This window comes from Arthrobacter sp. PAMC25284, assembly GCF_019443425.1.
Classification (GTDB): Bacteria; Actinomycetota; Actinomycetes; order Actinomycetales; family Micrococcaceae; genus Arthrobacter; species Arthrobacter oryzae_A.
In genome coordinates this window covers 994,652-1,007,628 of record NZ_CP080382.1, presented here as the reverse complement: position 1 = coordinate 1,007,628, position 12,977 = coordinate 994,652, and the positions used below count along the sequence as shown (strand labels likewise).

Sequence of the window (12,977 nt, the reverse complement as noted above, 5' to 3'; positions counted from 1 at the left end):
GCCGGATTGCTCCGGAGCCCGGCCCTCATCCGCACTTGCGGTGTGGTGGATTCAGGAGCGGGCCGCGAGCAGCGAGCTGGCTTCCTGCCGGGTGCTGCCGGAGCTTTCAATGTGGGCGAGCTCGGCCGGGATTTCCCAGCCCTTCTTGCGCATCGCCGTGGCCCAGAGCCGGCCGGCGCGGTATGAGGAACGTACCAGCGGGCCGCTCATCACGCCGAGGAAGCCGATTTCGTCCGCCTCGTGCTGCAGGTCAACAAATTCCTGCGGCTTGACCCAACGGTCGACCGGCAGGTGTCTTTCGCTTGGGCGCAGATACTGCGTGATGGTGATCAGGTCGCAGCCGGCCTCGTGCAGGTCCCGGAGAGCTTCGGAGATCTCTTCGCGGGTCTCGCCCATGCCCAGGATGAGGTTGGACTTTGTCACCATGCCCAGATTGCGGCCCTGCGTGATGACGTCGAGGGAGCGGTCGTAGCGGAACGCGGGGCGGATGCGCTTGAAGATCCGAGGCACGGTTTCGACGTTGTGGGCGAACACCTCAGGCTTGGAGTCGCAGATGGCCGCAATGTGCTCCGGTTTGCCGGAAAAGTCGGGGATCAGCAGTTCGACTCCGGTGCCAGGGTTCAGTTCGTGGATTTTGCGGACCGTCTCGGCATAAAGCCAGACTCCCTCGTCTGCGAGGTCGTCGCGGGCCACACCGGTCACGGTGGCGTAGCGGAGCTGCATGGCCTGGACCGAGCGGGCCACCTTGGTGGGCTCGAACACGTCCACGGGAGAGGGCTTGCCGGTATCAATTTGGCAGAAGTCGCAACGCCGGGTGCACTCGGAACCGCCGATCAGGAACGTCGCTTCCTTGTCTTCCCAGCATTCGAAGATGTTGGGGCAGCCGGCCTCTTCGCAGACGGTGTGGAGCCCCTCCTTCTTGACGAGTTTTTTGAGCTGGACGAACTCCGGGCCCATCTGGACCTTGGCCTTGATCCATTCGGGCTTACGTTCCACCGGGGTGGCCGCATTTCGCTGTTCAATGCGCAGCATTTTCCGGCCTTCGGGTGCCAGTGTCACAGTAGAGCTCCTTCGGGGGTTGCAACTAGGGCTACTTCATTGTCGCGCAGTTCCTGGGTGATCCGTGACACGAGGTCCGCCGGAGCAACGTCACGGCCCGTCTCCTGCGCGATGGTGGTGACGCCCGCGTCGGTGATGCCGCAGGCGATGATCTGCCGGTACGGGGCAAGATCGTTATTGCAGTTGATGGCGAAGCCGTGCATGGTGACGCCCTCGTGGACGCGGATGCCGATGGCTGCGATTTTGCGGGCCGGGCCGTTCGCGTCCTCGTCGATCCAGACTCCGGCCCTGCCTTTGATCCGTGCTGCCGTGATGCCGTAATCGGCGAGCACGGCGATGATCACGGCCTCGAGGCGTTCGACGTATTCGCGGATGCCCGCCGGATTCTTCAACTTGATCACGGGGTAGCCGACAAGCTGTCCTGGTCCGTGCCAGGTCAGTTTGCCGCCACGGTCCACGGGCACCACGGGGGTGCCATCGAAGGGACGCTCGTGATCCTCTGTGCGTTTGCCGGCCGTGTAGACAGCGGCATGTTCGAGCAGGAGGACGGTGCTGGGTGCCGTGCCGGCCAGGACTTTCGCGTGGAGCTCGCGCTGGATGTCCCAGCCGCGGGTGTAATCGACGAAATTCGGGGCCAGACCCAGCCGAGTGAACTCAAGAGTCATGGCATCCAGCTTAGCCCCCGGCCGTGCCCTGCACCGATTCTGTGTTCAAGCTCTCATTCCTGTGGATAACTTCTGCGGGATCCCACGAAATCCGCTATTCCTTGGGTATGGAAGAACTTCCCGAGGACAGTGGAGGAGTGCCCGAGGTGCCCGGGTACGACGTTGGCCGGCGTCTTGGCCGTGGCGGCAGCGCCACCGTATGGCACGTCATCGAACGGTCCACCGGCCACGAGTACGCCCTCAAGTGCTTCGACCGCCCGTTCAGCGAAGACGGTACCGAGGAGGGGATGCGGCGCGAACTCCGTATCCTGTCGGTACTCGAGCATGAGCACCTCGTGCGTGCCCACGCTGTGGTGCGGTGGCCGGACGGCGACGGCGGACTGGGCCTCTTGCTGGACTACGCGCCGGGCGGGACGCTGGCGGAGCTTCTCGCGGCGCGCGGCAGGCTCGGGGCAGGGGAGGCGGTGACAGTCCTGACTCCCGTAGCCCAGGTGCTGGCTTATCTGCACACGCGCGGCTTCGCCCACGGCGATGTGTCCCCTGGAAATGTGTTGTTCACGGCCCACGGGAAACCAATGCTGGCCGATCTGGGGGTGGCGCGGATGGTTGCCGATGTTGTCGGGCCTGCTGAAGCCGGAACGGCTGGGTTCCGTGACCCGGTGCCAACGGACGGGGCCAGGGCCGGGCTGCAACCGGAGCGCGACGTCTACTCCGTCGCGGCCCTCGGCTGGTTTTGCCTGACGGGCTCAGCGCCCGGCCCGACCCGGCTGCGTCCGCCGCTGTCCCTCGCGGTACCGGACGTTCCGCCGGACCTGGCGGCGGCACTCGAGGCCGGGCTCAGCGAGGACCGGCAGGAGCGGCCCTCGGCAGCGGTCCTCGCGGCCGCAATCTACCGGAGCGCGCCCGCAGATCCCGTGGATCTTTCCGTCTCCGTCCACCCCGAGGTGATTCCCCGGCTGCTGACCCGCCGGTCCCTGCCGGTCAGCGCGGGGGAGCGGCGGATCGCCCGGCTCCACGGATGGTTTCGCTCATTGCGGCCCGGGCGCGGCGCGGGCAACGCCACCGATCGCCCGGTGCCGGCCCGGCCGGCCCACCCGCCGGTGGGACGGCACGCCCTCCCGGGTGCCGCTTCCTCCGCTGGCGCGCGGTCCGGCCTACGCCGCAGGCCGCGGACCGCAGCTACGGTCATGGCACTGGCGGGCGTCGTCGTGGCTGGACTGGCCGGTGCGTGGTGGATCCTCGGCGGAAAGTCCGGTCAGCTTGTGGTGGTCCCCGGGCTCCCGGGCCATACAGCGCCGGCGCCCTCCTTCCCGCCGCCGGCTGATACCGGAGGAACGCCTCGTCGTCCGGCACCCACGATCCTGGCCGTCCCGGAACAGGTCCCGGAAACGACGGCCGCGGAAGCACAAAACACGGAACCGGCCGCGGCGCGGGCATCAGTCCCGGCGGAACTCCGCGACCTGCTCTGTGCCGCGGATCCGGCAGCCGCGGCCCGGGGCCTGGCCGGGCTGCGGTCACTGGCCTTCAGCTCGGGGGACCTGCGCTTGCTTGACGAGGTCAACGCCCCGGCGTCCGGGGCGGCGGCCGCCGATGCCCCGATCAGCACGCGGCTGGCCGAGACCGGGCACCGCCTGCACGGGTTCTCGACGACACTGACCCGGGCGTTCGAATCGCCCGGCAGTGACCCGGCCCGCGCCCTGCTGGCCGTCACCGCCGTGACGACGCCCTACCAGGAACTGAATGCCGCAGGAACGGTAGTGGCGGAATGGCCGGCCGGCGACGAAGTCCGGATGCGGCTCGCACTGATCCGCGTTCATGGGGCCTGGCGGATTTCCGAGATCCTCGCCGACGAACCTCTCACCGGAGAGCCGTCCCCCGGTGACCCTCTTACCGACTCTCTTACCGGAGAGCCGGGCGGCTAAGCCCCGGGTCCAGGAGGCCAGTCAGCCCCGTTCAGCAACCCACGCCGCGGCCTGAGCCAGGGCTGGGTGCTGCCATTCAAATCCTGCACCGGCCAGCACCGCCGGTTCCATTCGCTGGCTGGCCAGGAGCAGCTCCTCAGCGAGTTGTCCCATCACAAGCCGCAGCACCGGGGCCGGGACCCGCAGGAGTGCCGGGCGGTGCAGGGCTCCGGCCAGCCCTGCTATCAGGGAGTTCACATCAGCGCTTTCGGGAGCACACAGATTCACCGCTCCGCTCACCGGGGCGGTGAGCAGGAACGAAAACGCGCCCGCGACATCCGGAAGCGTGACCCAGGGCCAGTACTGCCGGCCGTTGCCGAGCGGGCCGCCCACGCCCAGGCGAAGCAGCGGCATCAGACGGCCCAGCGCGCCGCCGGACCTGCTAAGGACCACACCGGTGCGCGGCGTGACAACCCGGACCCCCGCCGGTGCCTCGTGCGCCGCAGCCTCCCATTCGACGCAGATCCGGGCCAGCGTGCCGGTCCCCGCCGGAGCATTCTCGCGAAGCACCACTGGCCCGGCGCTGCCGTAATAGCCGGATGCCGACTGGCTCAGGAAGACGGCCGGCGGCACCTCCAGCCGGGACATCGCGGCCGTCAGGGTGCGCGTCGGCCCTACCCGCGAGGCGAGGAGCTCCGCGATCCGGGCCTTGGTCCACGGCCGGTCGCCGATCCCGGCGCCGGAGAGGTTGATCACCGCGTCGGCGCCCTGCAGTGCGGCGTCGTCGATCCGGCCCTCCGCCGGGTTCCACTCGAACTCCGACGGCGAGGCGGCCGGCCGGCGGACCAGAGCCACGACGTCGTGCCCGCTGCTGCGCAGACTGCTGGAAAGGGCGGTTCCGATCAGCCCGGAGGCACCGGCAACAATGATTCGCATGATCCATCTCACCATGCCCGGCACGGCCGCGAAACCTTCAAAGGGGCACGGGCCGCGTTGACTATGATCTAACGATGACCTCTTCGAGTTACTTCCGTTTCCCGCATGTGCACGGTGACCTGATCACCTTCGTGGCCGAGGACGATGTCTGGATTGCGCCCCTTCAGGGCGGCCGCGCCTGGCGCGTGTCCTCACTGCAGCTGCCGGCCAGGAATCCCCGCTTCACGCCCGACGGAAAACATCTGGTCTGGACCGTGGTCCAAGGCACCGCCCCGGAAGTTGTCGTCGCGGACGTCGACGGCGGCGGCTACCGCCAGCTGAGCTACTTCGGTCACAGTTCCACGCGGGTCAAGGGATTCACCCCCGACGGCGACATCGTCGTCACCAGCGCATTCAAGCAGTCCGATAGCCGCCACACGCACGCGTACAGCCTGCCGGTCAGCGGCGGCTGGGCGCAGGAACTCGGATTCGGCCCGGTTGAATCCGTCGCCTTCGGGCCCGTCGTCGGCGACGAACGTCCCGTGGTCCTGGCCAGCGTCCTCTCCCGTGAGCCCGCCTGGTGGAAGCGGTACCGGGGCGGCGCCGCCGGCAAGCTCTGGATCGACGGCGACGGAAACGGCGAGTTTGAGCGGCTCGCCGCAGAAATCGACGGGAACCTCACCGATCCCATGTGGGTCAACGGACGCATCGCGTTCCTGTCCGACCACGAAGGCTACGGCAACCTCTACTCAGTGCTGCCCAACGGCACCGGCCTGCGGCGCCATACCGACCACGAGGACTTCTATGTCCGGCACGCGGCCACTGACGGCAAACGCGTGGTCTTCGAATCAGCCGGTGAGCTGTGGCTCCTGACGGACCTCGGCAGCGAACCGGTCAAGCTCGAAATTTCGCTCGGGTCCGCCTCGCAGGCCCGCCGTGCCGTCCTGCTGAAACCGGCACGGCACCTCGGCGACGTCGTCCCCGACCGCACCGGTGGCTCCAGCGCCGTCGAAGCCCACGGCACGGTGCACTGGCTGCGGCATAAGGACGGTCCGTCCCGTGTCCTCGAAGCCACCCCCGGTGTCCGGGCCCGCCTGCCGCGCCCGTTGGGTGAGGGCAGGATTGCCTACGTCGCGGACCACGACGGCGTCGAAGCCCTGTATGTGAAAGCCATCGCGGCGCCCGTGCCCGGCGTGCCGGGGCACGGTAAGGCGTCACCGCGGCCGGCTCAGGCCCGGGAGGAAACGGCAGCCGGGGACGACGCCGGAGCCGGGATGCCGCTGCCGAAACCGGTCTCCGCCGCACGGGTGGGCGGTTTTGCCGGGACCGAGGTGCCGGTGAGCGTCCCGGTTTCCGCCCCGGCGGCTGCCCCGGGCATTGCTGTGGCGGCCGGTGCCGAACAGGAAAGCCCGGAACCGCTCCAGACTATGAGGATCGGATTTCCCACACCAACCAGGACCAGCGCGCTGGAGGCCAGCCCCGACGGACGCTGGCTCGCCGTCGGAACGTCCTTCGGCGGCATTTACCTTGCCGACACCCGGACGGGCGCCCTGTCGCTCGTGAGCAGCATCGGCGAAGGCAGCATCGAGGGCTTCAGTTGGTCCCCGGATTCGACGTGGCTGGGCTGGTCCGAGCCGGTGACATCGTTTGGGTCCCGGAGCCGGCTGCGGATTGCCAGCATCGGCGACGGCCTCGCCGCCGGCCCGGAGGGCATCCCGGCGTCGGCGATCATCGAGGTCACGGACGGCCGGTTCTGCGACGAATCTCCCTCCTTCACTCCGGACGGAAAGTTCCTTGCCTTCCTGTCCAACCGCAGCTTCGACCCGGTCTACGACGGGCACTCGTTCGATCTCTCGTTTCCGAGCCCGATCAAGCCGTATCTGGTGGCACTGGCCGCCGACACGCCGTCCCCCTTCGGCCCCACCGTCGATCTGGACGTGGCCGCTGATGTGGCCAGTGACCCCTCGGACGAAAGCGGGGACCGGCTGCCCGTTGTCCGCGTTGACGCCGAAGGACTCGCGCACCGGGTCATTGCCGTTCCCGTGCGCCAGGGCAACTATTCCGCACTCACCGCAACCGACGAAGCGCTGCTGTGGCTCGACAGCGAGCTTTCGGGTGTGACCGGGGAAGGACGCGCAAGCCTGGAGGACCGCAAAACCGCGCCGAGCCTGGTCCGTTTTGACATGGCCAAACGCCGCCTCGCGACGATCGTGGAGTCGTTGGACAGCTACCGGCTCTCCGGCGACGGCGGGAAAATCGTTTACCTGCACGAGAAGCAGATCCGCGTCGCGCCGACAGCCGCCAAAGCCGACGAGGAATCGGGGCAGCTGGTCACCGTGGACCTGAGCCGGATCCGGGTGCTGCTCGAACCCCTCAGCGTCTGGGGCCAGGCCTTCGACGAAACCTGGCGCCTCCAGCGCGACTTCTTCTGGACCGAGGACATGGCCGGCCAGGACTGGGACTCGATCCATGCCCGCTACCGGCCGGTCGTGGACCGGCTCGGCTCCCACGACGACCTCGTGGACCTGCTCTGGGAACTGCACGGCGAGCTGGGCACGTCCCATGCCTACGTCCGTCCCAGGGCGGTCTCGGAGAACGGCAGCAACGGCCAGGGCCGGCTCGGCGCCGATTTCGCCTTCACCGGCAGGGGCTGGGAGATCACCCGGATTCTGGCAGGGGAGTCCTCGGACCCGCTGGCCACCTCGCCGCTCACCCGGCCCGGGGCGGATGCCAAGGCCGGCGATGTCCTGCTGGCGATCGACGGCGTCGAGCTCTCCAACGCGCTGGCCCCGGCCATGCAGCTGGTAGGCGCGGCAGGGCGGGCCGTGGAGCTGACGCTCCTCAACGGCGCCGGGCATGGCGACCTGGCCGGACAGCAGCGCCGCGTGGCCGTGGTTCCGGTCAAGGATGAGGAACGCCTGCGCTATCAGGAGTGGGTCGCCGGCAACCGCCGGACTGTGCGGGAAGCCTCACAGGGGACCTTTGGCTACCTGCATATCCCGGACATGCTGGCCAACGGCTGGGCCCAGCTGCACCGCGACCTCGACACCGAAACGGCGCTGGACGGACTCATCGTCGACGTCCGCCGTAACCGCGGCGGCCACACCTCGCAGCTCGTCGCGGAGCTTATAGGACGCAAGGTCACCGGATGGAGCATGCCGCGCGGTGAGAAACCCCGGACTTACCCGCACCACGCACCGCGCGGGCCGGTCATTATTTTGACCGACGAATTCGCCGGGTCCGACGGCGACATCATCACGCAGGTTTCCAAGTTGCGCGGGATCGGGGCCGGTCATCGGAACCCGGACCTGGGGCGGGGTTGTAGGGATCGACAACCGCTTCGCCCTGGCCGACGGCACGGGCGTCACCCAGCCCCGCTACGCCACCTGGTTCGCCGGCGGCGTCGGCTGGGGTGTGGAGAACTTCGGCGTCGCTCCGGACATTGAGGTAGCATTCCCGCCGCATGCCTACGCTGCCGGTACGGATCCCCAGCTGGAATACGGGATTGGCGCGCTTAAGGAAATGATCCAGGAACTGCCCACTGACCGGCCGCCGCTGCGCGAGGGATACCGGCTGGTCCGGCCCTCCCCGTTGCCCGCACGCCAGCAGGACAACCAGGGCTAGGCAACCCGACGCCTGACCGGGCACCGACGGAGATCCGGTCGGGCGTTACGGCAAAGGCCCCCGTTTCCAGCGCCAGTATGGCGGGAAGCGGGGGCCTTGGTGGTTCGGTGCCCTGCCTGGGGCTAGCCGGACCGGGGAATGTGCTAGGACACGAGGGTCGCGTCCAGGGTGATCTTGAGTCCGGTCAGGGCGCCGGAGACCGGGCAGGTGGACTTCGCTTCATCGGCGATTCGCTGGAAGTCCTCCTCGGAGATGCCGGGAACCTTGGCGGACAGGGTGAGGTGGCTGTCGGTGATGCCGGTCCCGGGCACAAAGGTGACATCCGCTTTGGCGTTGAGCTCATCCGGGGTGTGACCGGCCTGTGCCAGCAGGTTGCTCAGCTGCATGCAGAAGCAGGCTGAGTGGGCCGCGGCGATCAGTTCCTCTGGGCTCGTCTTGCCAGCAGCCGACTCGGCGCGGGCCTTCCAGGTGACGTCATACGTGCCCAACCCGGAGCTGTCCAGCGTTGTGCTGCCTGCCCCTGACATGAGGTCGCCATTCCATACGGTATGTGCGGTGCGTGTTGCTGCCATGTCCACTCCTCGACGTTGATTAGCATCAGCGGTCCGGCTGGTGCCGGTCCGTGCCGAGTCCTATCTTAGGCAGTCTCGGCCCCGTCCGGAGCGGTATCCGCTGTGAGAGAACTGTTACCGGATCTTGACTATGACTTCTCCGGGCTACCGCGTCGTGGAAGAGGGCGCCCCGCGGTGACGCCGGCGGAGCCGGACAGCACGGGAAACGGGCGCCAACGCAAACGGCGACGCTCCCCCGCGGGGGAGCGTCGCCGCGAAACGTCAGGTCCTGGCTACTGCCAGAGTGTGGCGATGGCAATGTTCAGCAGGCCCAGCCCGCCAACACCGTGGGCCATGCTCAGCTCAATCTTCTCGCCCTTCTTGAACTTGCGCCGGCCAATAAAGGCCAGGACACCCACGCCAAGACCGATGGCGAATTTGATGCCCAGTTTGAAGTAGTTCGGATCGCCGAACTCGCTGGGATCCTGGTTGTGCAGGATCGGGAGCAGGCCCATCAGGGCGATTCCGGTGAGAATCGACAACATCGCGCCGTCGAACTGGCGGGGGTGGACGATGGGAGTCTTCAAATGGCCAATCCAGATACCGACCACCATGGCCGCGCCGACGATGTGCAGGAAGACCACGATGTTAAACAGGATAACCATGGCATCAGTGTAGCTATCCAGCCACGCTGCACAAGAGAAGGACCCGCCGGGTCCTGAAATCAAAAAGCGGCGGCCGTGCTGGCTGCCAGGTGGTTTCCCACCGGTGCCCTCACGGCCGCCGCCGTTGGTGCTGCTGAGGCCTAGAGGCCGAGGTCTGCCTCGAACGCCCCTGCTTCCAGACGCGTTTTCAGCGTCTGCAGGAACCGGCCGGCGTCCGCGCCGTCCACCAGACGGTGGTCGTACGTCAGGGAGAGGTACATCATCGAGCGGATAGCCAGCGAGTCATCGCCATTTTCGTCCGAGACCACAACGGCACGCTTGACGATCGCGCCCGTGCCCAGGATGGCCACCTGCGGCTGGTTGATGATCGGCGTGTCGAAGAGAGCGCCGACCGAGCCGATGTTCGTGATGCTGAACGTACCGCCGGACAGCTCATCCGGTCCAATCTTGCCCTTTCGGGTGCGGTCCGCGACGTCGGCGATCTTTCCAGCCAGGCCCGCCATGTTCAGGTTGCCCGCGTCGTTGATAACCGGGACCAGCAGGCCCTTATCCGTGTCCACCGCAATCGCCAGGTGCTCGGCGTTGTGGTAGGTGATCTCCTGCTTGTCCTCGTCGTAGGAAGCATTGACCTTCGGGTGCTGCTTCAGTGCCTCGGCAACGGCCTTGGCGATGAAAGGCAGGAAGGTCAGCTTGGAACCATTCTGGGCCTGGAACGAATCCTTGGCGCGGGTCCGCAGCTTGGCAACCTTGGTCATGTCGACCTCGTGCACCTGGGTCAGCTGCGTGGAGGTATCCAGGGACTCGCGCATACGGCGGGCGATGACCTGGCGAATGCGCGGAGCCTTCTGCACGGTGCCGCGCAGTGAAGAGGCCGCCTCCGAAGCCGGTGCGGCTGCCGGAGCAGACGCCGGGGCGCTGGCCGCTGCCGGTGCCGCCTTGGCCTCAGCTGCTGCCAGGACGTCCTGCTTCCGGATGCGGCCGCCGACGCCGGTGCCGGTCAGGGAGGCGATGTCGATGCCCTGCTGGTTGGCCAGCTTGCGGACCAGGGGGGTGACGTAGCCGGATTCAGCCGGAGCTGCGGCGCCCTGCGCTGCCGCAGGGGCTTCCTGCTTCGGAGCTTCCTCCTGCTTCGGAGCTTCCTCCTGCTTCGGAGCTTCCTCCTGCTTCGGAGCTTCCTCCTGCTTCGGAGCCTCAGCCTGCTTCGGAGCCTCAGCCTGCTTGGGGGCTTCCTCCTGCTTGGGGGCTTCCTGCTTGGGAGCTTCCTGCTGGGGAGCCGCGGCCGGGGCTGCGGCACCGGAACCGATGATAGCCAGCACGGAGCCGACCTCGGCGGTTTCATCCTCGTTGACCCGGATTTCCTGCAGGGTCCCTGCCACCGGCGACGGGATCTCGGTGTCGACCTTGTCGGTGGAGACCTCCAGCAGCGGCTCGTCCACCTCAACTGTGTCACCGACGCTCTTGAGCCAGCGGGTCACGGTGCCTTCGGTGACGCTCTCGCCCAGGGCCGGAAGTGTGACTTCGTGTACCTCGCCGGACGTGGCATCCTCGGCGGCGGGGGCTGCTGCCTCAGGGGCGGCCGCTTCCGGCTCTGCGGGCTGTTCGGCGGAGGCTTCTTCGGCGGGGGCTTCCTGCGCCGGGGCTTCTTCGGCTGCGGGGGCAGACTGTTCGCCGGAGCCGATCCGCACCAGCGGTGCGCCGACTTCAGCGGTCTCGTCTTCGGCGACGAGGATTTCTTCGATGATGCCCGCAATCGGAGAGGGGATCTCGGTGTCTACTTTGTCGGTGGAGACTTCGAGCAGCGGCTCGTCCACCTCTACCCGGTCACCTACCTGCTTGAGCCAGCGTGTGACGGTTCCTTCGGTGACGCTCTCACCAAGGGCGGGCAAGTTAACGGATTCAGACATGTCGTCCCCGTTCTCCTTATTGATCTTTAGTGCGGATGATTGCTGCCGTGTTCGAGCTTAGTGCACCCGGCTTTTCCAGCCCGGTGCACTAAGCTCTGTTGTCTTGCGGGAGTGCTTAGCCGTGGAGGGGTTTACCGGCCAGGGCCATGTGTGCTTCGCCCAGCGACTCATTCTGCGTCGGGTGGGCGTGCAGCAATTGGGCGACATCCTCGGGGTAGGCCTCCCAGTTGACGATCAGCTGGGCCTCGCCGATCTGCTCGCCCATGCGCTGACCGATCATGTGGACGCCGACCACGGGGCCGTTTTTCTGCCGGACCAGCTTGACCAGGCCGCTGGTGCCGAGGATCGAGCTCTTGCCGTTCCCGGCGAGGTTGTATTCCTGCGTCTCGACCTGGTCCTCGCCGAACTTCGCCTTGGCTGCCGGCTCGGAGTATCCGACCGTGGCAATTTCCGGCTCGGAGTAGGTGACCTTGGGGATGTTGATGTCCTCGACGACCACGGGGCTCATGCCGGCGATTTCCTCGGCGACGAAGATGCCCTGCTGGTAGCCGCGGTGGGCCAACTGCACGCCCGGGACGATGTCGCCGACGGCGTAGATGTTGCCGACGCCGGTGTGCAGGCGTTCGTTGGTGATGACGAAGCCGCGGTCAATGTTCAGCCCGGCCTCCTCGTATCCAAGATTGGCCGTGACGGGGCCGCGGCCGACCGCGACGAGCATAAGCTCCGCTTCGAAGGTCTTGCCGTCCACGAGGGTGGCCTTGACGCCGTCGGCGTTCTGCTCAACACCCTGGAAGAAGGTGCCGGTGTTGAATTTGATGCCGCGCTTCTTGAAGGCACGCTCAAACGCCTTGACGATGGTCGGGTCTTCATTGGGGACCAGCGACGGCAGGCCTTCCACGACGGTGACGTCAACGCCGAAGGACTTCCACACGGAAGCGAACTCGACGCCGATAACGCCGCCGCCGAGGATGATGACACTCTTGGGGATGTAGTCCATGGTGAGGGCTTCATCCGAGGTGATGACACGGCCGCCGATTTCGAGGCCCGGCAGCGAACGGGAGTAGGACCCTGTGGCGAGGACGATGTTCTTGCCCTTGTACGCAGTGCCGTTCACGACGACGGTGTCGGCGCCCTGGAGCTTGCCCTCACCCTCGATGACAGTGATGTCTTTTTTGCTCTTGATCAGACCCTGCAGGCCCTTATATTTGCCGGCGATGATGCCGTCTTTGTAGGCGTTGACGGCGGTCATGTCGACGCCGTCAAGGGTCACATTGACGCCGTACTTGGACGCATCGCGGGCATGGTCCGCCAGTTCTGCGGAGTGCAGCAGGGCTTTTGTGGGGATACAGCCGTTGTGCAGGCATGTACCGCCGAGCTTGGCCTTCTCGACCAGGCCCACGGTAAGGCCGAGCTGGACAGCTCGCAGGGCGGTTGCGTAACCGCCGCTGCCGCCGCCGAGAACCAGGATGTCGAATTCTTGCGCAGTTGCCTGATCGGCCACTAAAACGCTCCCTCGCGTGAACGATGACACGAGAGTACGCATCATCTGGTCTTGGAACCTGCCTGCGGCGATTATGCCAGCCGGCAGGTTCCCTTTCATATGTGACTAATAGATTGGGACTACCGTGGTTCACCTTAGCGAACCACTATTACATGCTCCACCTTGTCGCACCGATTGTGGCGTGCCTGTGTC

General features: G+C 66.8%; 10 protein-coding genes. 3 read left to right on the top strand and 7 right to left on the bottom strand.

Annotated features, from left to right (window positions below):
• Nucleotides 1-51 precede the first annotated feature (51 nt).
• On the bottom strand, nucleotides 52-1,059 hold the full coding sequence (gene lipA / locus KY499_RS04755) for a lipoyl synthase (protein WP_219886340.1): 1,008 nt from the start codon (nucleotides 1,057-1,059) through the stop codon (nucleotides 52-54).
• Entirely contained in the window at nucleotides 1,056-1,724 is a 669-nt protein-coding gene (gene lipB, locus KY499_RS04750) for a lipoyl(octanoyl) transferase LipB (protein WP_123256378.1), read from the bottom strand. Before lipB ends, lipA begins: the two co-directional genes overlap by 4 nt.
• Nucleotides 1,725-1,831: 107 nt before the next feature.
• Between lipB and KY499_RS04745 the strand changes: the two genes are divergently transcribed.
• The gene (locus tag KY499_RS04745) at nucleotides 1,832-3,646 is read left to right on the top strand and encodes a serine/threonine-protein kinase (protein WP_219886338.1); all 1,815 of its coding nucleotides are present in this window, start codon (nucleotides 1,832-1,834) and stop codon (nucleotides 3,644-3,646) included.
• A gap of 21 nt (nucleotides 3,647-3,667) precedes the next feature.
• On the opposite strand, the gene KY499_RS04740 is transcribed toward KY499_RS04745, so the two are convergent.
• Nucleotides 3,668-4,561 carry a TIGR01777 family oxidoreductase gene (locus KY499_RS04740; RefSeq protein WP_123256380.1) on the bottom strand — a complete coding sequence of 298 codons (894 nt, stop codon included), beginning with the start codon at nucleotides 4,559-4,561 and terminating at the stop codon, nucleotides 3,668-3,670.
• A 74-nt stretch (nucleotides 4,562-4,635) separates the two neighbouring features.
• Here KY499_RS04740 and KY499_RS04735 point away from each other — a divergent pair, with 74 nt between their 5' ends.
• Nucleotides 4,636-7,986 (top strand): PDZ domain-containing protein, encoded by a 3,351-nt coding sequence (locus KY499_RS04735; RefSeq protein ID WP_375141117.1) that lies wholly within the window; start codon nucleotides 4,636-4,638, stop codon nucleotides 7,984-7,986.
• Nucleotides 7,868-8,164, top strand: a complete 297-nt coding sequence (locus KY499_RS18710) for a hypothetical protein (protein ID WP_375141133.1) — start codon at nucleotides 7,868-7,870, stop codon at nucleotides 8,162-8,164. The genes KY499_RS04735 and KY499_RS18710 overlap by 119 nt, the downstream gene beginning before the upstream one ends.
• Before the next feature lie 143 nt (nucleotides 8,165-8,307).
• Here the strand turns inward: KY499_RS18710 and KY499_RS04730 are convergent, their stop codons facing one another.
• From KY499_RS04730 to lpdA, 4 genes are all read right to left on the bottom strand, one after another.
• Nucleotides 8,308-8,736: an OsmC family protein gene (locus KY499_RS04730; RefSeq protein ID WP_123256382.1), complete on the bottom strand. Its 429-nt coding sequence runs from the start codon at nucleotides 8,734-8,736 to the stop codon at nucleotides 8,308-8,310.
• A 272-nt stretch (nucleotides 8,737-9,008) separates the two neighbouring features.
• On the bottom strand, nucleotides 9,009-9,380 hold the full coding sequence (locus KY499_RS04725) for a hypothetical protein (RefSeq protein ID WP_123256383.1): 372 nt from the start codon (nucleotides 9,378-9,380) through the stop codon (nucleotides 9,009-9,011).
• Between the two features lie 140 nt (nucleotides 9,381-9,520).
• Complete coding sequence (gene sucB / locus KY499_RS04720) at nucleotides 9,521-11,284, bottom strand: 2-oxoglutarate dehydrogenase, E2 component, dihydrolipoamide succinyltransferase (protein ID WP_219886337.1); 1,764 nt, start codon at nucleotides 11,282-11,284, stop codon at nucleotides 9,521-9,523.
• A gap of 115 nt (nucleotides 11,285-11,399) precedes the next feature.
• Nucleotides 11,400-12,785: a dihydrolipoyl dehydrogenase gene (gene lpdA / locus KY499_RS04715; RefSeq protein WP_123256385.1), complete on the bottom strand. Its 1,386-nt coding sequence runs from the start codon at nucleotides 12,783-12,785 to the stop codon at nucleotides 11,400-11,402.
• Nucleotides 12,786-12,977: the final 192 nt, after the last annotated feature.